At 68.3% G+C, this 21,286-nt stretch carries 11 protein-coding genes; 2 read left to right on the top strand and 9 right to left on the bottom strand.

Translation table 11 applies throughout. The annotated features are described in order from the left end of the window. Window positions 1-11 precede the first annotated feature (11 nt). The 7 genes from rpsJ to ABD289_RS00765 form a co-directional block, all read right to left on the bottom strand. Window positions 12-317 (bottom strand): 30S ribosomal protein S10, encoded by a 306-nt coding sequence (gene rpsJ, locus ABD289_RS00795; protein WP_009948626.1) that lies wholly within the window; start codon window positions 315-317, stop codon window positions 12-14. A 520-nt stretch (window positions 318-837) separates the two neighbouring features. Beyond that, complete coding sequence (gene tuf / locus ABD289_RS00790; RefSeq protein WP_344125329.1) at window positions 838-2,031, bottom strand: elongation factor Tu; 1,194 nt, start codon at window positions 2,029-2,031, stop codon at window positions 838-840. A 202-nt stretch (window positions 2,032-2,233) separates the two neighbouring features. Beyond that, on the bottom strand, window positions 2,234-4,336 hold the full coding sequence (gene fusA, locus ABD289_RS00785; RefSeq protein WP_344125327.1) for an elongation factor G: 2,103 nt from the start codon (window positions 4,334-4,336) through the stop codon (window positions 2,234-2,236). Window positions 4,337-4,430: 94 nt separating this feature from the next. After that, complete coding sequence (gene rpsG / locus ABD289_RS00780; protein WP_344125325.1) at window positions 4,431-4,901, bottom strand: 30S ribosomal protein S7; 471 nt, start codon at window positions 4,899-4,901, stop codon at window positions 4,431-4,433. After that, entirely contained in the window at window positions 4,901-5,275 is a 375-nt protein-coding gene (gene rpsL, locus ABD289_RS00775) for a 30S ribosomal protein S12 (RefSeq protein ID WP_344125323.1), read from the bottom strand. The genes rpsG and rpsL overlap by 1 nt, the downstream gene beginning before the upstream one ends. A 759-nt stretch (window positions 5,276-6,034) precedes the next feature. Next, window positions 6,035-9,847: an ADP-ribosylglycohydrolase family protein gene (locus tag ABD289_RS00770; protein ID WP_344125321.1), complete on the bottom strand. Its 3,813-nt coding sequence runs from the start codon at window positions 9,845-9,847 to the stop codon at window positions 6,035-6,037. Window positions 9,848-9,872: 25 nt separating this feature from the next. Further along, window positions 9,873-10,160, bottom strand: coding sequence for an ADP-ribosylglycohydrolase family protein (locus tag ABD289_RS00765; protein ID WP_344125319.1), 288 nt, complete (start codon window positions 10,158-10,160; stop codon window positions 9,873-9,875). A gap of 1,071 nt (window positions 10,161-11,231) precedes the next feature. Between ABD289_RS00765 and pdxR the strand changes: the two genes are divergently transcribed. Both pdxR and ABD289_RS00755 read left to right on the top strand, forming a co-directional pair. After that, window positions 11,232-12,578, top strand: a complete 1,347-nt coding sequence (gene pdxR / locus ABD289_RS00760; protein WP_344126155.1) for a MocR-like pyridoxine biosynthesis transcription factor PdxR — start codon at window positions 11,232-11,234, stop codon at window positions 12,576-12,578. A gap of 92 nt (window positions 12,579-12,670) precedes the next feature. Further along, entirely contained in the window at window positions 12,671-13,195 is a 525-nt protein-coding gene (locus ABD289_RS00755; RefSeq protein ID WP_344125317.1) for a DUF6319 family protein, read from the top strand. Window positions 13,196-13,371: 176 nt separating this feature from the next. On the opposite strand, the gene ABD289_RS00750 is transcribed toward ABD289_RS00755, so the two are convergent. Both ABD289_RS00750 and rpoB read right to left on the bottom strand, forming a co-directional pair. After that, window positions 13,372-17,283: a DNA-directed RNA polymerase subunit beta' gene (locus ABD289_RS00750; protein WP_344125315.1), complete on the bottom strand. Its 3,912-nt coding sequence runs from the start codon at window positions 17,281-17,283 to the stop codon at window positions 13,372-13,374. A gap of 113 nt (window positions 17,284-17,396) precedes the next feature. Next, window positions 17,397-20,903, bottom strand: a complete 3,507-nt coding sequence (rpoB, locus tag ABD289_RS00745) for a DNA-directed RNA polymerase subunit beta (protein ID WP_344125313.1) — start codon at window positions 20,901-20,903, stop codon at window positions 17,397-17,399. Window positions 20,904-21,286 lie beyond the last annotated feature (383 nt).

The raw sequence follows: 21,286 nt of genomic DNA, 5'->3' as shown, positions 1-21,286 counted from the left end.
TCCGTCGCCGCTTACTGGATGTTCACGTCGACGCTCGCCGGCAGGTCGATGCGCATGAGCGCGTCGACCGTCTTCGGCGTCGGTTCGAGGATGTCGATGAGCCGCTTGTGCGTCCGCATCTCGAAGTGCTCCCGCGAGTCCTTGTACTTGTGCGGGGAGCGGATGACGCAGTAGACGTTCTTCTCCGTGGGCAGCGGCACCGGCCCAACGACCCGAGCGCCGGTGCGCGTCACGGTCTCGACGATCTTGCGTGCGGACGCGTCGATCGCCTCGTGGTCGTAGGCCTTGAGCCGGATGCGGATCTTCTGTCCCGCCATGGTGGCTTGCCGTTCCTCTAGTCTCGTGCCGCGGTCAGGTCAGTGGGTGCGGACGCACCGCACTGGTGCCCCTCGCGGCCCTCAGCGTGGTGTCGTCCCCGATTCGGGAGCCGTCACAGCTCTGTCGTCCGCCCCTGTTCAGGTTTGTCGATGCCCGGTACACGCGGTCGGGCGTGTCGGCCAGTGGCCGCAGACCGGTCCCCTTCGAGCGTCGCCGATGGGGTGGACCCGGAGGTCCGTACACCTTCTTTTGCCCCGCTGTCCGGCCGAAGCCGTGGCCTTCCGGAATCCACGTGAGAACGGACCTCGGAACGCCCAACAAGGGAGCGAGTTTCGCATCAGAACGAACGGATCGAATACCGCAGAATCGCGGTCCGAAATCCGCCCGTCCGAACGAGCAACCCATACAGGATGACACACGCTATGTGCCAGCCCAAATCGGGGGGTCGTCTTGCGGGGCCGGAGCCCCGCAAGACAGCGGTGGGCCCGCCTCCCGTGGGAAGGCGGGCCCACCGTCACGTCACTTGACGATCTTGGTGACGCGACCGGCGCCGACGGTGCGCCCACCCTCGCGAATCGCGAAGCGCAGGCCCTCGTCCATGGCGATGGGCTGGATCAGCTGGACGGACATCTCGGTGTTGTCGCCCGGCATGACCATCTCGGTGCCCTCCGGCAGCGTCACGACACCGGTGACGTCAGTGGTCCGGAAGTAGAACTGCGGACGGTAGTTGTTGAAGAACGGCGTGTGCCGGCCACCCTCGTCCTTGGACAGGATGTAGACCTGCGCCTCGAACTCGGTGTGCGGGGTGGTGGTGCCCGGCTTCACAACGACCATGCCGCGCTCGACGTCTTCGCGCTTGACACCGCGGATCAGCAGACCCACGTTGTCGCCCGCCTGACCCTGGTCGAGCAGCTTGCGGAACATCTCGACACCGGTGACGGTGGTCTTGATCGGCTTGTCCTTGATGCCGACCATCTCCACCTCCTCGTTCACCTTGATGACACCGCGCTCGACGCGGCCGGTGATCACGGTGCCGCGGCCGGTGATCGAGAACGAGTCCTCGACCGGCATCAGGAACGCCTGGTCGGTGGCCCGCACCGGGTCCGGGATGTTCTCGTCGCAAGCCTGCATGAGCTCGACGATCTTCTGGCCCCACTCGTTGTCGCCCTCCAGCGCCTTCAGCGCGGAGACGCGAACGACCGGAGCGTCGTCGCCCGGGAAGTCCTGCTCGGACAGCAGCTCACGGACCTCCATCTCGACGAGCTCGAGGATCTCCTCGTCGTCGACCATGTCGGCCTTGTTCAGCGCGACCAGGATGTACGGCACGCCGACCTGACGCGCGAGCAGCACGTGCTCACGGGTCTGGGGCATCGGGCCGTCGGTCGCGGCGACCACCAGGATCGCACCGTCCATCTGGGCGGCACCGGTGATCATGTTCTTCACGTAGTCGGCGTGACCCGGGGCGTCAACGTGGGCGTAGTGCCGCGCCTGGGTCTGGTACTCGACGTGCGCGATCTGAATCGTGATGCCGCGCTCTTTTTCCTCCGGCGCCTTGTCGATCTCGTCGAACGGCGTGAAGGGGTTCAGCTCGGGGTAGTTGTCGTGCAGAACCTTGGTGATGGCCGCGGTGAGCGTGGTCTTGCCGTGGTCAACGTGACCGATGGTCCCGATGTTGACGTGCGGCTTGTCCCTCTCGAACTTCGCCTTCGCCACTGGATTGTCCTCCTGGACTTGTTAACTTTCCGCCGTACGACTTGTAGTGCCAGGCGGAGTCCTGTCGGGTAGGTGACGAGAAAGCCGAATCCGATTCGGAAACGGCCCGCTCGCCGCCGTATTGGAGGGGATTGCTCCCCGGTCGCCTTCGCGAGGCGTCGCCTCGATGATCGATGCCGGCGATCCGGCACCGATCAGCGGGTCACTCGCCCGTTGCCTTGGCGATGATCTCCTTGGAAACGCTGGACGGAACCTCGGCGTAGGAGTCGAACACCATCGAGTAGTTGGCGCGTCCCTGGGTCTTGGACCGCAGGTCGCCGACATACCCGAACATCTCGGACAGCGGCACGAGAGCCTTGACGACGCGGGTACCGCTGCGCTCCTCCATGGCCTGGACGTGGCCACGGCGGGAGTTCAGGTCGCCGATGACCTCACCCATGTAGTCCTCGGGAGTGGTCACCTCGACCGCCATCATGGGCTCGAGCAGCGCCGGGGAAGCCTTCGCGGTGGCTTCCTTCATCGCCATCGAGCCCGCGACCTTGAACGCCATTTCCGACGAGTCGACCTCGTGGTACTGGCCGTCGAGCAAGGTCACCTTCACACCGACCAGCGGGTAGCCGGCCAGCACGCCGTACTGCATGGCGTCCTGTGCGCCCTCGTCCACCGACGGGATGTACTCCCGCGGAATGCGGCCACCAGTGACCTGGTTGCTGAATTCGTAGGAGGGCGAGTCGGCGGTCTGCTCGATCGGGTCGAGCCTGATGATCACACGCGCGAACTGACCGGAACCACCGGTCTGCTTCTTGTGCGTGTACTCGTACTTCTCGATCGTCTTGCGAATCGTCTCGCGGTAGGCCACCTGCGGCTTACCGATGTTCGCCTCGACCTTGAAGTCGGTCTTCATGCGGTTCACCAGCACCTCGAGGTGCAGCTCACCCATGCCCTTGATGATGGTCTGACCGGTCTCGTCGTCCAGGTTGACCTGGAACGTCGGGTCCTCCTCGGCGAGCTTCTGAATCGCCGTGGACAGCTTCTCCTGGTCGGCCTTCGTCTTGGGCTCGATGGCCACCTCGATGACGGGCTCCGGGAAGCTCATCGACTCGAGGACGATCTGGTTCTGCGCATCGGAGAGCGTGTCACCGGTCGTGGTCTCCTTGAGACCGATGACCGCGTAGATGTGACCCGCCTGGATCTCCTCGACCGGGTTCTCCTTGTTGGAGTGCATCTGGAACATCTTCCCGATGCGTTCCTTCTTGCCCTTGGTCGAGTTGATGATCTGGGCGCCCGAGGAGACCTTGCCGGAGTAGACCCGGATGTAGGTCAGCTTGCCGAAGAACGGGTGCACCGCGACCTTGGAGACCAGCGCGGAGAACGGCTCCTCGGTGGAGGGGTTGCGCTCCGCCGGGGTCTCGCCGTCCGGCAGGGTGCCCTGCACCGGCGGGACGTCCAGCGGCGACGGCAGGTAGCTGACGACCGCGTCGAGCATGGGCTGCACGCCCTTGTTCTTGAACGCGGTGCCGCACAGCACCGGGAAGGCCTCGCGGTTCAGGGTCAGCTTGCGGATGCCCTCGCGGATCTGCTCCTCGGTGACCTCCTCGCCACCGAAGTAGGCCTCCATGAGCTCCTCGTCGGTCTCCACGACCGACTCGACAAGCTGCTCGCGGTACTTCGCGGCGGTCTCGGCGAGATCCGCCGGGATCTCCTCGATCGCGTACTCGGTGCCCTTCTGCACGTCACCGCGCCAGGTCAGAGCCTTCATCTGGACCAGGTCGACGACGCCCTCGAAGTCCGACTCCGTGCCGATCGGCAGCTGGAGCACCAGCGGCTTCGTGTTCAGCCGGTCTTCGATGGTCTTGACCGAGAAGTAGAAGTCGGCGCCCAGCTTGTCCATCTTGTTGATGAAGCAGATGCGCGGAACCTCGTACTTGTCGGCCTGCCGCCAGACCTGCTCGGACTGCGGCTCGACACCTTCCTTGCCGTCGAACACCGCAACGGCGCCGTCGAGGACGCGCAGCGAGCGCTCGACCTCGACGGTGAAGTCGACGTGGCCGGGCGTATCGATGATGTTGATCTGGGTGTCGCCCCAGAAGGTGGTGGTGGCAGCCGAGGTAATGGTGATACCCCGCTTCTGCTCCTCCTCCATCCAGTCCATCGTCGCGGCGCCGTCGTGCACTTCGCCGAGCTTGTAGTTGATCCCCGTGTAGTAGAGGACCCGCTCCGTGGTGGTGGTCTTGCCCGCATCGATGTGGGCCATGATGCCGATGTTGCGGACCTTCTTGAGGTCCGTCAGCACGTCGCGTGCCACGAGTTCGTTCCCCGTTCCCTAACAGCAGGTGCTAGTCCTGTGACAGGTGCAAGCTGTCGAATTCAGTGCGCAGGCGGGCAAGACCCACCCGGCGTCACCAGCGGTAGTGCGCGAAGGCCTTGTTGGACTCCGCCATCTTGTGCGTGTCTTCGCGCTTCTTGACGCTCGCGCCGAGACCGTTGCTCGCGTCCAGCAGCTCGTTCGTCAGGCGCTCGACCATGGTCTTCTCGCGGCGCTGCCGGGAGTAGGTGACCAGCCAGCGCAGCGCGAGGGTGGTGGACCGGCCGGCCCGCACCTCGATCGGAACCTGGTAGGTCGCGCCACCGACGCGGCGGCTGCGGACCTCGAGGCTCGGCTTGACGTTGTCCAGGCCACGCTTGAGCGTGACGACCGGGTCGGTGCCGGTCTTCTCCCGGCAGCCTTCCAGCGCCGCGTAGACGATCTTCTCGGCCAGCGAGCGCTTGCCGTCCACGAGAACCTTGTTCACCAGCTGCGTGACCAGCGGCGAGCCGTACACGGGATCAGCGTGCAGCGGCCGCTTCGGGGCCGGACCCTTGCGGGGCATCAGCTCTTCTCCTTCTTCGCGCCGTAGCGGCTGCGAGCCTGCTTACGGTTCTTCACACCCTGGGTGTCAGCGGAACCGCGAATGATCTTGTAGCGCACGCCCGGGAGGTCCTTCACACGGCCGCCACGAACGAGCACGATCGAGTGCTCCTGCAGGTTGTGGCCCTCGCCCGGGATGTACGCGGTCACCTCGATGCCGCTGGTCAGCTTCACACGAGCGACCTTGCGCAGTGCCGAGTTGGGCTTCTTCGGGGTGGTCGTGTACACGCGGGTGCACACACCACGCCGCTGCGGGCTCCCCTTGAGCGCCGCGGTCGTGGTCTTCGTGACCTTGTCCTGGCGGCCCTTACGGACCAGCTGCTGGATGGTGGGCATGGACCGGCTTTCTGTCAGCGTTCGCGTCTTCTGGGTACTCGACCAAGCAGCCGCTCGTTCGAGCTTCGGCGTGCCCTGGCGTCGAGCACCTCTCAGGCACTGTGTTTCGGGACTCCTCCGCACCACGAGGTCGGGCGTGTCGCCCCCTACCTCGCCTCACGGCCCCGGAGTGACCCCAAAATATCGGGAACGACCCAGAGGGATCTGGAGGAGTTCCACACATCCTCGGCGCTGCCGCAGCCGCCCACTACCGGGGCAGCCACGTCATGCACGGGCATGCGGATCGACCCGATATGTGTCGGGTCCGATAAGCAAAGATACCTGCCCCGTTCTCAGAGGGTCAAAACGGGGTCCCCCTTGACCTGCTCGATCACCCGGCGGCAACCACGGCGCCGCTGCTGAGGTGCGAGCTCGCGTATTCCTTGTCGCCACTGTACTCGCGAGGGCAAGAGCGCGGGCCCCGTCAGCGCCGCGCGGCCACTCACACCTCGGCGATCCACCCGTCCTCGCCGCAGAGGAGTCAGCCGGTTCGGCAGGACGTAGGCGATGCACCGCCCAGCTGGCCGTTGGCCGAGATGACGCCCCGGCGGGCACCGCGCTGCGGGAGCCCGGCGCCCGCCGGGGCGCGCCGTCGCCCGAACTGACGGACGCCAGCCGGGTGTCCAACGCGGTGCAGGTCAGCCCGGCGTCACCTGAGGGGGGCGGTTCGCGCATCCGCTGCACGAGCCAGCTCCGCGGACGACGACGTTCCCCCGCGGATCACCCGTTCTCCTCGTGCTCTTCGGTCCGCGGCACGCCGTTGAGGCGGCGCGGGGCCGGCTTGGGTTGCGGGAACTCGCTCGCCATCGCGGGCTCGCGAGTCCGCACCGGGTAGCGCTCGGCCCAGTCCGCGTCCGAGGGCGGGTCGATTGCGGCGTGGCCGGGCTGGAACCCGCCGCGACCGAACTCGGCGACGCAGTCCAGGGCCATCTGCTCGATGACGTCGCGCAGCTCCAGCTCGGCCAGCCAGTCCAGCGGCAGCGCCCCCACGCCGTGCAGGGCGCCGATGATGTTTCCGCAGACCGCGCCGGTGGAATCGCTGTCACCGTCGTGGTGCACGGCCACGCGCAGCGCCAGCTCGGTGTCCTTGCCGCCGACCAGCGCCGCGCACACGGCGATGCCAAGGGCCTGCTCGCCGACCCAGCCACCACCGAGCACCTCGGCCAACCGCTGCGGCGTGGGCACGCCCTCCTCGGCCAGCCGGGCCGCGGCCTTGATCATGGCCGTGGTCTCCCCGCTGTTCTCCCAGGTCTCCAGCACCTGCAGCGCCAACCACACCGCGTCGTCGAGATTCCGCCCGAGCAGTGCCTGCTGCACGATCACCGCCAGCGCACCCGCCGAGTGATAGCCGGCGGGGTGGCTGTGCGTGATCGCCGCGGTGCGCGCGGCCAGCTCGAAGGCCTCGGCGGGATCCGCGGAGTACAGCGCTGCGGGAGCGGCGCGCATCACGCCACCGCAGCCCTTGGAGTCGTTGATCTTCTCGGTCAGCGAGCCGACGGGGTGCCCCTCGCCGAACCGGGCCAGCGCGCGGAAGATCGTCTTGCCGGGCGCCCGCGTCTTGAACAGCCCGGGGACCTCGACGAGCCAGCCGTCCGGTTCGGGGAACTCGTCGCGGAACGGACCGGCCGCGGCCTGCCACTCGACGCCCTGCGTGTGCAGCCAGCGCTGGTAGGCCAACTGCACCTGCCGGATCGGATCGGCGGCCACGCCGTTGCGGGCGGCGACGCTGGCACGGATCAAGCCCTCGGCGGTGAACAGCGTCATCTGCGTGTCGTCGGTGATCGCCCCGTGCACGCCGTAGGCCTCGCGCAGGCCGCGCGGGCCCTGCGGGCCGAACCGCTCGGTGATCTGCTCGGCGGTGACGAACTCCAAGTCGGAACCGTAGGCATCGCCGAGCCCGCCGCCCAGGAAGCTGCCCAGCACGCGCTCCGTCAGCGACGGCGCCGCTTCACCGGGCCCCTCGGCCACGGCGTGCCCACCGCGGCGAACCACCGCCGCCGGCGACACCTCGGACCTGCGGGTGTCCGGTGCGGCCACCTCGACGGGCTGCCCTTCGAGAGGAATCCGCTGGTCAGCAAGGCCCTTCGCGGACTCCTCCGGTTCCGGCTCCGCCGCTTCGGGCACGACCGGTTCCCCGGGTTCCGCTGCTGCGACCGGCTGCGGTTCGGCCTCGGTCTCGATACGGGCACCTGCTTCGGCGTCGAGCGCTTCGTCCGCAACACCGGTGACCGGTTCCGCCCCGGCAGGTTCGCCGGCGTCCGGTTCGATCTCGCCCGCCGCGGATTCGTCCTCTCCCCCGAGATCCTCGGAGCCCTCGACCACCTCGGCAGGTGTCGATTCGTCGGACGTCGGCTCGGCGGACGCCGGCTCGAACGCGGGCAGGTTCGCGAAGGCCGTGGCCCGGTCCGCCGCCAAGTCGATCGTCGGCGCGGGAGCGGGGCCCTCCTCCTCGGACACCGATTCCGAGTCGTCGGCGCCGAAGGCCAGCTCCGGATCGGAGTCGCGGCCGAACCGGGGGTCGACGGATTCGGACCGGTACCGGTCCCGCTCCGCAGCGTCGGATCCGTCCCGCGCATCGGCGCCGAACGGCGCACCGATATCGCTGACGTCGACCACCGGGACCTCGATCTCCATCGACGACCGGCGGGGCGGCGGCGGTTCCACTGCAGCCTGCTGGGATTCCGCCTCATCAGCGGTGGTTTCCGGCGGCTGCGGCTCGAGGTCCACCCGCGGTGCGTCCGGAACCGGCTGCGGCTCAGATTCCGGCTCCGGATCCGGCGCAGGCTCCGGCTCCAAATCCACCAACGGCGTATCCGGAACCGGCTGCGGCTCAGGCTCCGGCTCCGGATCCGGCGCAGGCTCCGGCTCCAAATCCACCAACGGCGTATCCGGAACCGGCTGCGGCTCAGGCTCCGGCTCCGGATCCGGCGCAGGCTCCGGCTCCAAATCCACCAACGGCGTATCCGGAACCGGCTGCGGCTCAGGCTCCGGCTCCGGATCCGGCGCAGGCTCCGGCTCCAAATCCACCAACGGCGTATCCGGAACCGGCTGCGGCTCAGATTCCGGCTCCGGATCCGGCGCAGGCTCGGGGGTTTCGAACTCGATCGGCGACCGGTCCGCCGGTTCGTGCCGCTCGGTGCCGATGGCGGCGAACACGGCCGTCGTCTCGGCCGATTCCTGTTCGTGCGGGCCCGTTGCGGGGAACACCGCCGCACCGGTGTTGGAAGCGGGCGGTTCGAACCGCGGCGAGTTCGCCGCGCGTCCTTCCCCGGATGCCGCAGTGGGATCGTGGACCGGCTTCGCCGCGGACTTCTCGGCTCGCCCCTCGGCGAGGATGGCCGGCAGGACCATCGTCTGCTCGCCCGAGCTCTCGACGGTGCGCTCCGGCGTTCCCGCCAGTGGACGCGGCCCGTTGTGCTGCGGATCACCGACGTAGCGCTGCGCCCACTGCGGCGGAGGCGGCGGCGCGAACGCCTCGGCGGCGTCGTTGCACAGCACATCGAGAACACCGCGCAGTTCGAGGTGCTGCAGCCACGGCGCGGGGATGCCCGCGGGGCCGTAGAGCGCGCCCGCCAGCTGCCCGGCGAGAGCGCCGGTGACCGCGCTGTCGGCGGAGTTGTTGACCGCGACCTGCACCGCGTCGGCGAAGGTCCGCGTGCTGCCGACGGCCGCGAGCGCGATGCCCAGCTCCCCCGGCTTGTCCACCACGTCGAACTCGATGTCGATGTCCATCGGTCCCGGACGCGCTCCGCGCTGACCGACGAACATCGCCGCGTGCACGGTCCGCCGAACGTCGGCGGGCACTCCGGCGACCCGGTAGGCGGTGTTCAGCCGTCGCTGATCGGAGACGGTCAGCGCGTCCCACAGCGGAATGCCGCGGATGAGCTGCGCCAGCACGTCGGCGTGCAGACCGGCGGCGGCGACCGAGTTCGCGCCGGAGGTGCACAGGTTCGCGATCGCGGCGCCCGCCGAGTACACGCCTTCAGGCACGTTCGACCACACCATCGCGGGCGCCGCCCACACGGCGAAGTCCGCGGGACCGTCGCCGCTCACCGGCGGGTACAACCGGCCGTCGGTGCCCAGCGGGGACCGCGCGGCCATCCGCCCGAACAGGGACAACGCGTGCCCGGCTGGATTGCGCGTGGAGTGCAGCTCGGAGCGCTCCAGCAGCCAGCTGGCCGGTGCGGGCTCGGTGGAGAGCGAGGCCGCCATGGCGTACTCCCACGGCACGCCCTGGGTGTGCAGCCAGCGCAGGTGGTTGGTGAACACGAACTCGGTCGGTAACCCGTTCGCGCCCGCGGCCTTGGCGCGCAGCAAGCCCTCGAGGGTGAACACGGTCAGCTGCGACAGATCGGTAGCGGCCCCGCGTCGTCCGTAGACCGGGAGGTAGTCCACGACACCGCGCGGCCCGAACCACTGCTGGATCTCCGCGGTGGAGGTGCTCCGCACGCCGGCACCGAAGGCATCCCCGACGGCCCCACCGAGCATGGCCCCGCGGAAGCGGTCGGCCCAGCTCAGCTGCTGTTGGGTCATCACGATCTCCCTAGTACTCGCGGGGTCACCAACCGGGGTGGCGCTGGGTCCAGCTCGGATCGGTCGGCGAACCGGGGCTGAACTCCACCAGCGCGTCGTTGGGCAGGGTTTCGATTTCTTCGCGCAGTTCCGGGGTCCGCAACCACTCCGCAGGGATGGCCCGAGCCCCGTGAACCGCGCCACCAATGTTGCCGCACCCGGTCCCGGTCGAATCCGAGTCCCCCGAGTGATTCACCGACGACGGCAGCGCGTCCCGCGGATCACCGATGGCAGGCACCGAGCAGAGCCCGATGACCAGGGCATCCTCGCCCACCCGGCCCGCACAGCGCTGCTCCGCGCTCCGACCAGCGCACCAGCAGCTCCCGCGCCACCCCGATCGCAACGCGCAGCAGACCTCTCGGAGCAGCTGGCGCACGATCTACCGCGGGCGCACCGGCGGGCAGGAACCCGCTGGGGTGGCTGCGCGTCAACGCCGCCATCCGCCCGGCCGCGAAGAACGCCTCGCCGGGATCTAGCGGACCACACCGCGACCGGAGCCGGGCACGAACCCGTCGCGACCCTTGAAATCGTCGACCTGGTTCTGCGGAGTCGCGAACCGATGCGTCTGCGCGAAACTCGTCAACGCCGACCCGCAGTAACCGGCCACGGCCCGATCGGCGAACGGAGCGCGATCGGGATCGACCGCAAAACCGGCTCGACGAGCCCGCTCTCACGTTGATGGCGCCGAATCACGCCGATGTCGCGGGGATCCACGGCACGACCGAGTGCTTCCCCACCGTCTCGCCGAGAATCGCCCCGGATGCCGCTCGCAGCGGATCAACCTGCGGCACGGTCGGTTTCGCGGCCGTCGGCGCTCGCTGCGCCTGCGGCTCCTCGTTGACCGGCGCCTGCTGCCCGCTGTTCGCCCCGCTCCCGCGGCACCGATCTCCACTCCCCGCCGGGGATCCGCCGCACCAGCGCGCAACGGGTGAACCAGTCCGCCTCCGCAGGCGGTTCCGGCCCGATCTCCCCGGCGACGTCCGAGTCGAGCCGCGATACGACCGGTAGCAGCTCCGGCTCGTCGAACAGTGTCCGGGCACCGGGACCCACCTGCGCACCCGTGATCCGGCAGCTGCCCGATCACCGCCCTGGACACGGAAGCGGCCAACCGCCGGACAGGGCGCCCCTGCCCCGCGGGGGAGCGAACCCCGATCGCCGACGCGCCGAGGACCGCGTTCGAATCGCCGACCTTCGCGATGCTCACGACAGCTCCGCCGCCCGCGCGGCGTCCAGATCGGGTTGGCGAACGGCGCCGACCGACCGACATCATCGGAGACCGCCGCGTTCGCCGGTTCCGGACATGCGGCGAGGATCACGCCTCGGCGCCGGTAGGCTCGGGCTCGTGATGTGGTCCGCTGTGCTCGACCTACCGGCGGGCCGACCGGACAGCCGGAAGCTCGCCGAGGCCGCGCGCGCCGCGATCCGGGACGGCCGGCTGCCGGCGGGCAGCCGCGTGCCCTCGACCCGCTCGCTGGCGCAGGAACTCGGGATCGCGCGGGGCACCGTCACCCGCTCCTACAACCAGCTGGCTTCCGAGGGCTTCCTGGTCGCCAGGCAAGGAGCGCCGACGATCGTGGCCGATCGGCTCGCCACCCCGGCGCCCGAGGTCCCGGCTGAGCGGGCGGCTCCGGCCCCGCGCTGGGATCTCCGCCCCGGAAGGCCGAACCTGAGCGCGTTCCCGCGCAGGGACTGGCTGGCGGCCAGCAGGCGGGCGCTGCGCGCGCCCGACGGCGATCTCGACTACGGCGATCCGCAGGGCCACCCGGCGTTGCGGGAGGCCCTGGCCGAATACCTCTCGCGCGTCCGAGCGGTGGCGACCACGCCCGGCCAGATCATCGTGTGCAACGGGTACACGCAAGCGTTGTCCCTGCTCAGCAAGGCCCTTGTCGACGAGGGGACCGCTTCCGTCGACTTCGAGGACCCCTCCGCTCCGCTGCTGCGCGACATCCCGGCGGGGCTCGGGATGCGGGTGCGCGGGGTGCCGGTGGACGCCGACGGCATCGACGTGACCAGCGTGCGCGGGCCCGTCGTCGTGGTCACGCCTGCGCACCAGTTCCCGCTCGGTGTCGCGATGAGCTCGGCCCGGCGCACCGAACTCGTGCAGCGGGCCAAGGACGAGGACCTGCTGATCGTGGAGGACGACTACGACGGGGAGTTCCGCTTCGACCGCACCCCGGTCGGTTCGCTGCAGGGCATGGCGCCCGAACACGTCGTCTACGCGGGCACCGCGAGCAAGACGCTGGCGCCCGCGCTGCGGCTGGCCTGGCTGGCGCTGCCGACCCGGCTCGTCGAACCCGTTCGCGAGCTGAAGCGCCACAGCGGGCTGCACGCACCGCTTTTCGAACAGCTGGCCATGGCGGAGCTGATTTCGGGCGGGGCCTACGATCAACACGTCCGCCGTTCGCGCGCCACCTACCGGCAGCGCCGGGAGCGACTGCTCGAGCTGGTGGACCACCCGCCCTACCCAGCCGGTATCGCGGCGGGACTGCACCTGACCCTGCAGCTCGACGGACCTTCGGAAGACGACGTCCTGGTACGGGCGCGGGCGGAGTCGGTGGACCTGGACGTCCTCGGCCCGCATCGGGTGCGTCCCAGTGGAGGACCTCCGGGCGTGGTCGTCGGTTACGCGGCCCCTGCCGACGACGATTTCGAACCCGCGCTGCAGGCGCTGGCCGCGATCCTGCGCCGATAACACAATCGGGCGGCACTACGACGTCCCGTCACGTCATTGGGAACACCTGTTCTATTCTGGTGCCCCCTCTCTCTCGATACACAGGAGACAAGTTGACCGAAGAGCAGACCATCCAGGCCGAAGCATCCGCGTCCCAGGAGGCGACCGAGGCCCCCGCGACCGAAGCGGCCGCTTCCGACGCCTCGTCTGCCGAGTCCACCCCCGCCACCGAGTCCGCCGCCGAGTCCGCCGCCGAGTCCGCCACCTCCGGGGATGCCCCGGCTCCCGACTCCGCGTCGGCGGACAAGCAGGCGGCCGAGTCGCCCGCGCCGAAGAAGCAGACCCGCAAGAAGAGCACCGCGAAGAAGACGCGGACCGTTGAGCTCACCCTGACGGTCACCGGCACTGCCGACGGCGAGTGGCAGGCCGAGCTGCTGCACAGCGGCAAGCGCGTCGTGCAGGGGCTGCAGGTCCCGGCCGCTGCGGTCTCCAAGGCCGCGGCGGAGCTGCACAGCGACATCTCCGAAACCATCGAGGACGTCCTGCACAAGGCTCGCCAGGAGCAGGAGGCCAAGCTCGCCGAGCTCGAAGCCGAGGTCGAGCGGGTCCGCAAGGCCCTCGCCGAGCTCGAAGGCTGACCGAACCGAGCGAAAAGCCCCCGGCTCCGGCCGGGGGCTTTCGTCTGCCTGACAGTTTTGCCTAAAACCGTCAGGACATTTCGGGCGCCGAAGGCTCACAGTTTTAGGCAAAACTGTCAGACGAAAAAGAACCCCCTGCCCGGAGGAGTCGGGCAGGGGGTTCTTGGTCATCGGCCTCAGCGGTAGTCGCGGCCGAAGTCGTAGTCGTCCAGCGGAACCGCGGCACCGGTGCCGGCACCGAAGACATCCGGGGTGTAGTAGCTGTCGTCGTAGGACGGGATCGCGTAGGCCGCGGCCCGTGCCTCCTCGGTCGGCTGCACCTGGATGTTGCGGTACCGGTTGATGCCCGTACCGGCCGGGATCAACTTACCGATGATCACGTTCTCCTTCAGGCCGACCAGCTTGTCACTCGCGCCCTCGATCGCGGCGTTGGTGAGAATGCGGGTCGTCTCCTGGAAGGAGGCCGCCGACAGCCACGACTCGGTGGCCAGCGACGCCTTGGTGATGCCCATCAGCACCGGACGGCCGGAGGCCGGGTCCCCGCCCTCGGCGACGACGCGGCGGTTCTCGCCCTCGAACTGCGAGCGCTCGACCGGCGAACCGGGCAGGAACTCGGTGGCACCCGAGTCGATGATGATGACCCGGCGCAGCATCTGGCGGACGATGACCTCGACGTGCTTGTCGTGGATGCCCACACCCTGCGACCGGTACACCTCCTGCACCTGGTCCACGAGGTGCAGCTGAGCCTCGCGCGGGCCCATCACGCGCAGCACCTCGTGCGGGTCGACCGCACCTTCCAGCAGCTGCTGACCGACCTCGACGTGGTCGCCGTCGGAGATCTGCCGCTCGGTACCGTCGACCGAGATCGCCGCGAGGCGCTGCCGCTTGGACAGCTTGTCGTAGACGATCTCCTCGCCGCCGTCGTCCGGAATGATCGTGATCTTCCAGTAGCGGTCGTTGTCCTCCAGCCGGATGCGCCCGGAGGTGTCGGCGATCGGCGCCTTGCCCTTCGGGACGCGGGCCTCGAACAGCTCCTGGACACGCGGCAGACCGGTGGTGATGTCGTCACCGGCGACACCGCCCTGGTGGAAGGTGCGCATGGTCAGCTGCGTACCCGGCTCACCGATGGACTGCGCGGCGACGATGCCCACGGCCTCGCCGACGTCGACGAGCTTGCCGGTGGCCATCGAGCGGCCGTAGCAGACCGAGCAGACGCCCACGCCGGACTCGCAGGTCAGGACACTGCGGACCTTGACCTTGGTGACGCCGGCCTCGAGCAGCTTCTCGATCGCCGGGTCGCCCAGGTCGGAACCGCGGGCCATGATCGTGTTGCCGTCGGCGTCCATGACGTCCTCGGCAGTGGTCCGGGCGTAGACGCTGGTCTCGACGTGCTGGTGACGGATGAGTCGACCGTCGGGCAGCTTGTCCGCGATCGGCATCTTGATGCCGCGCTCGGTGGCGCAGTCGCCCTCGCGGACGATCACGTCCTGCGAGACGTCGACCAGACGACGGGTCAGGTAGCCCGAGTCGGCGGTACGCAGCGCCGTGTCGGCCAGACCCTTGCGAGCACCGTGGTTGGAGATGAAGTACTCCAGCACGGACAGGCCCTCGCGGAAGTTGGCCTTAATCGGGCGCGGGATGTACTCACCCTTCGGGTTCGACACCAGACCACGCATACCGGCCAGCTGCACGACCTGCGTCATGTTACCGGCGGCACCGGACTTCACGATCGTGGAGATCGAGTTGTCGTCCGGGAAGTTGTTCTCCATGGCCTCGGCGACCTCGTCCTTGGCCGCCGTCCAGACCTTGACCAGCTCGGCGTTGCGCTCCTGGTACGACAGCGCACCGCGGCGGTACCGCTTCTCGACCTGGTCGGCCTTGTTCTCGTAGTTGTCGAGAATCTCGGTCTTGCTCTCGGGCACGACCACGTCGGAGATCGACACGGTCACGCCGGAGCGAGTGGCCCAGAAGAAGCCGGCGTCCTTGAGCTTGTCCAGCGTCTGGGCGACCGTGACCATCGGGTACCGCTCGGCGAGGTCGTTGACGATCGCCGCCTGCTTCTTCTTCGGCAGCAGCTCGTCGACGAACCCGTAGTCGTCGGGCAGCAGCTCGTTGAACCAGACCCGGCCCAGGGTGGTCTCGGCGGTCCAGGGCTGACCCGGCTCCCACTCCTCCGGCATCTGCGCGGCGTTCGGAACGACGTCGCGCAGCCGGATCTTGACCTTGGCCTGCAGGTCCAGGTTGCCCAGGTCGTAGGCCATGATCGCCTCACCGACCGAGGAGAAGGCCTGGCCCTCGCCGTTGGCACCGTCGACCTGCTTGGTCAGGTGGTACAGCCCGGTGACCATGTCCAGACGCGGCATCGCCAGCGGCCGCCCGGAGGCGGGCGAGAGGATGTTGTTGCTGGACAGCATCAGCACGCGGGCCTCGGCCTGCGCCTCCGAGGACAGCGGCAGGTGGACCGCCATCTGGTCACCGTCGAAGTCGGCGTTGAACGCCTCGCAGACCAGCGGGTGGAGCTGGATCGCCTTGCCCTCGACCAGCTGCGGCTCGAACGCCTGAATGCCCAGGCGGTGCAGCGTCGGAGCGCGGTTGAGCAGCACCGGGTGCTCGGCGATGACCTCTTCCAGCACGTCCCACACCTGCGGGCGCTGGCGCTCCACCATCCGCTTGGCGGACTTGATGTTCTGCGCGTGGTTGAGGTCGACCAGCCGCTTCATGACGAACGGCTTGAACAGCTCGACCGCCATCTCCTTCGGCAGGCCGCACTGGTGCAGCTTCAGCTGCGGGCCGACGACGATGACCGAACGGCCGGAGTAGTCGACGCGCTTACCGAGCAGGTTCTGGCGGAACCGGCCCTGCTTGCCCTTGAGCAGGTCGGACAGCGACTTCAGCGGCCGGTTGCCCGGGCCGGAGACCGGACGCCCGCGACGACCGTTGTCGAACAGCGCGTCCACGGACTCCTGCAGCATCCGCTTCTCGTTGTTGACGATGATCTCGGGAGCACCGAGGTCGATCAGTCGCTTGAGGCGGTTGTTGCGGTTGATGACCCGGCGGTACAGGTCGTTGAGGTCCGAGGTGGCGAACCGGCCACCGTCGAGCTGCACCATCGGGCGCAGGTCCGGCGGCATGACCGGCACCGCGTTGAGCACCATGCCGCTCGGGTCGTTGCCGGTGGCCTGGAAGGCCGCCACGACCTTGAGCCGCTTGAGCGCGCGCAGCTTCTTCTGGCCCTTGCCGCTGCGGATGGTCTCGCGCAGACCCTCGGCCTCCGCGTTGATGTCGAAGTTGGCCAGCAGCGACTGGATGGCCTCCGCGCCCATGCCGCCGGTGAAGTACTCGCCGTAGCGGTCGTAGAGCTCGCGGTAGAGCGACTCGTCGGCGATGAGCTGACGGGGCTCCAGCTTGGTGAAGGTCTCCCAGATCTCGTCGAGCTTGTCGAGCTCGCGCTGCGCGCGGTCGCGCAGCTGCTTCATCTCGCGCTCGGCGCTCTCCTTGACCTTGCGGCGCTGGTCGCTCTTGGCGCCCTCGGCCTCGAGCGCGGCCAGGTCGGCCTCGAGCTTCTGGGCCCGGGCCTCCAGGTCCTGGTCCCGCTGGTCGGCGAGGTGCTTGCGCTCGACGCTGACCTCGCTCTCCAGCGTGGACAGGTCGTTGTGCCGCAGCTCGGTGTTGACCGAGGTGACCACGTAGGCCGCGAAGTAGATGATCTTCTCGAGATCCTTCGGGGCCAGGTCCAGCAGGTATCCCAGACGGGACGGAACACCCTTGAAGTACCAGATGTGGGTCACCGCGGCGGCCAGCTCGATGTGGCCCATCCGCTCGCGGCGCACCTTGGCGCGGGTGACCTCGACACCGCAGCGCTCGCAGATGATGCCCTTGAAGCGGACGCGCTTGTACTTACCGCAGTAGCACTCCCAGTCCCGGGTCGGACCGAAGATCTTCTCGCAGAAGAGTCCGTCCTTCTCCGGCTTCAGGGTGCGGTAGTTGATGGTCTCGGGCTTCTTGACCTCGCCGTACGACCACTGGCGGATTTGGTCGGCCGTGGCGAGGCCGATTTTGAGTTCATCGAAGAAGTTGACGTCAAGCACGTCGGGTCTTCTCCCTTGGTCGGAAGGGGCCGCCCCGGTCGGACCGGGGCCGGCTTGTGCCAGGTTGGGTCGGGCGCCGGCCCGCGAGTTGCCCCGCGGGCCGGCGGCGAGTGTCAGTGCGCGATGTCGTCAACCGACGGGTTCTCGTTGCGGGACAGGTTGATGCCGAGGTTGGCAGCGGCGCGCTCCAGGTCCTCGTCCTCGCTGTCGCGCATCTCGATCGCGGCACCATCGCTGGAGAGCACCTCGACGTTCAGGCACAGCGACTGGAGCTCCTTCAGGAGCACCTTGAAGGACTCCGGGATGCCCGGCTCCGGGATGTTCTCGCCCTTGACGACCGCCTCGTAGACCTTGACGCGGCCGACCACGTCGTCCGACTTGATCGTGAGCAGTTCCTGCAGCGTGTAGGCCGCACCGTAGGCCTGCATGGCCCAGCACTCCATCTCACCGAAGCGCTGACCACCGAACTGGGCCTTACCGCCCAGCGGCTGCTGGGTGATCATCGAGTACGGGCCGGTCGACCGGGCGTGGATCTTGTCGTCCACCAGGTGCGACAGCTTCAGGATGTACATGTACCCGACGGCGACCGGGTACGGGTACGGCTCACCGCTGCGACCGTCGATCAGCTCGGCCTTGCCGTCCGAACCGACCATCCGATCGCCGTCGCGGTTCGGCTTGGTCGAGCCCAGCAGGCCGGTGATCTCCTCCTCGCGCACACCGTCGAACACCGGGCTCGCCGTGTTCGTACCCGGCTCCACCTCGAGGATGTCCTCCGGCAGGCGCTTGGCCCACTCGGCCGTCCCGTCGATGGACCACCCCTGGGAGGCGATCCAGCCGAGGTGCGTCTCCAGGACCTGGCCGATGTTCATCCGTCGCGGCACACCGTGGGTGTTCAGGATGATGTCGACCGGCGTGCCGTCCGCCATGAACGGCATGTCCTCGGCGGGCAAGATCTTGCCGATGACGCCCTTGTTGCCGTGCCGGCCCGCGAGCTTGTCACCGTCGGAGATCTTGCGCTTCTGCGCGACGTAGACGCGGACCAGCTGGTTGACGCCCGGGGGCAGCTCGTCGTCGTCCTCGCGGTTGAACACGCGGACGCCGATGACCTTGCCGGTCTCGCCGTGCGGCACCTTCAGCGAGGTGTCGCGGACCTCGCGGGCCTTCTCGCCGAAGATGGCGCGCAGCAGCCGCTCCTCCGGGGTCAGCTCGGTCTCGCCCTTCGGCGTGACCTTGCCGACCAGGATGTCGCCGCCCTGGACCTCGGCACCGATGCGGATGATGCCGCGCTCGTCGAGATCGGCCAGCACGTCGTCGGAGACGTTCGGGATGTCCCGGGTGATCTCCTCGGCGCCCAGCTTGGTGTCGCGAGCGTCGACCTCGTGCTCCTCGATGTGGATCGAGGTGAGCACGTCGTCCTGCACCAGGCGCTGGGACAGGATGATCGCGTCTTCGTAGTTGTGGCCCTCCCACGGCATGATCGCCACGAGCAGGTTCTTGCCCAGGGCCATCTCGCCGTTCTGGGTGCTCGGACCGTCGGCGATGACCTGCCCGGCCTCGACCCGGTCGCCCTCGCTGACGATCGGCTTCTGGTTGATGCAGGTGCCGTGGTTGGAGCGGGAGAACTTCTCCATCCGGTACGAGCGGCGGGTGCCGTCGTCGGCCATGATCGTCACGAACTCGGCGGTGAGCTCCTCGACCACACCGGCCTTCTCCGCGGTCATGACCTCACCGGCGTCGACCGCGGCGCGCAGCTCCATACCGGTACCCACCAGCGGGGACTCGGCGCGCAGCAGCGGCACCGCCTGACGCTGCATGTTCGCACCCATCAGGGCGCGGTTCGCGTCGTCGTGCTCGAGGAACGGAATCATCGCGGTCGCGGCGGAGACCATCTGCCGCGGCGAGACGTCCATGTAGTCGATCTCGGTCGGGGCCAGCAGCTCGACCTCGCCGCCCTTCCGGCGGCCCAGCACGCGCTCGTCGAGGAAGTTGCCGTCCGCGTCGATCGGCGCGTTGGCCTGCGCCTTGACGTAGCGGTCCTCCTCGTCGGCGGTCAGGTAGTCGATCTGGTCGGTGACCACGCCGTCGATGACCTTGCGGTACGGCGTCTCGATGAAGCCGAACGGGTTGACCCGGCCGAAGGTGGCCAGCGAGCCGATCAGACCGATGTTCGGGCCTTCCGGCGTCTCAATCGGACACATCCGGCCGTAGTGCGACGGGTGCACGTCTCGGACTTCCATGCCCGCGCGCTCACGGGACAGACCGCCCGGGCCGAGCGCGGAGAGACGACGCTTGTGCGTCAGACCCGCGATCGGGTTGGTCTGGTCCATGAACTGCGAGAGCTGCGAAGTGCCGAAGAACTCGCGGATCGAAGCCGTGATCGGGCGGATGTTGATCAGGGTCTGCGGCGTGATCGCCTCGACGTCCTGGGTGGTCATCCGCTCGCGGACGACCCGCTCCATGCGCGAGAGGCCGACGCGGACCTGGTTCTGGATCAGCTCGCCGACGGTGCGCAGCCGACGGTTGCCGAAGTGGTCGATGTCGTCGACCTCGACCGGGTTGGTGGCGCCCTCGACGACGTTGCCCTCGGCATCACGCTGCGGCATCTCGGTCTCGCCCGCGTGCAGGCGAACCAAGTACTCGATCGTGGTGACGATGTCTTCCTCGGTCAGCACGCCGGTCTCGTACGGGAGCTCGAGGCCGACCTTCTTGTTGACCTTGTAGCGGCCGACGCGGGCCAGGTCGTAGCGCTTCTCCTTGAAGAAGAGGTTCTCCAGGAGGGTCTGCGCGCTCTCCTTCGTCGGCGGCTCGCCGGGGCGCAGCTTGCGGTAGATGTCCAGCAGCGCCTCGTCGGTGCCGCCGGTGTGGTCCTTCTCCAGGGTCGCCATCAGCGTCTCGGAGAAGCCGAAGCGCTCGCGGATGGCCTCGGTGGACCAGCCGAGCGCCTTGAGCAGCACGGTGACCGGCTGCCGGCGCTTGCGGTCGATGCGGACACCGACGGTGTCGCGCTTGTCGACGTCGAACTCCAGCCACGCACCGCGGCTGGGAATGATCTTGACGCTGTAGACGTCCTTGTCCGTGGTCTTGTCCACCGACTGGTCGAAGTAGACACCGGGAGAGCGCACGAGCTGGGAGACCACGACCCGCTCGGTGCCGTTGATGATGAAGGTGCCCTTGTCGGTCATGACCGGGAAGTCACCCATGAACACCGTCTGGCTCTTGATCTCGCCGGTGGTGTTGTTGATGAACTCCGCGGTGACGAACAGGGGCGCCGCGTAGGTCATGTCCTTGTCTTTGCACTCGTCGACGGAGGCCTTGACCTCGTCGAACCGAGGATCGGAGAAAGACAGCGACATCGATCCGGAGAAGTCCTCGATGGGGGAGATCTCGCTCAGGACCTCTTCCAGGCCGCCAACCGGACTTTCCTCGCCGGAGTCGACCCGGCGCTGGAACCAGGCCTCGCTACCGACAAGCCATTCGAAGGACTGGATCTGCAGGTCTAGCAGGTTCGGCACGTTGAGCGGTTCGCGGATGTTCGCGAACGAGACCCGAGTGGGTGCCTCAGGGATCCCCGACGTGTAGTTGGAAGCTGCAGAGACCTTGGTCGCGCGGGAGACTGCCAAGATGCGTCCTTCCGGGACTCTGAACTGGCTACAGCCACGCCAGAGACAGCGCGCTATCAGTGGAGCGCGCAGATCACTAGCACAGCTGTCAAGGGTGCAATGGCGCTCGCCATCCTACGGTCCGGTACAGGCCAGACGGAAAGAGGGCAGCGCAAAGTAGCAGTCTAACCGGAAGGACGCCAGCTGTCGAGGGGGCCCACCCGATGGCGGCCCAACCCCGTGTTGACGACCAGAGTGAACCCACGCGAGCTTTCAGTCAAGAGATCGCGCTCCCGTCACTCTCGTGGCGCAGACCACGATCACCGGACGTAACCGCCGGGTGAGCCTTTCTCCCTGGTCAGCGCGAGATGATCATCCTTTGGTGGGCATCCGCGACGCGACCC

It is taken from the genome of Saccharopolyspora halophila, assembly GCF_039531955.1.
Lineage (GTDB): Bacteria > Actinomycetota > Actinomycetes > Mycobacteriales > Pseudonocardiaceae > Saccharopolyspora > Saccharopolyspora halophila.
Note: the sequence above shows the minus strand (reverse complement) of the source record. Positions and strands in the feature narration are given on the sequence as shown.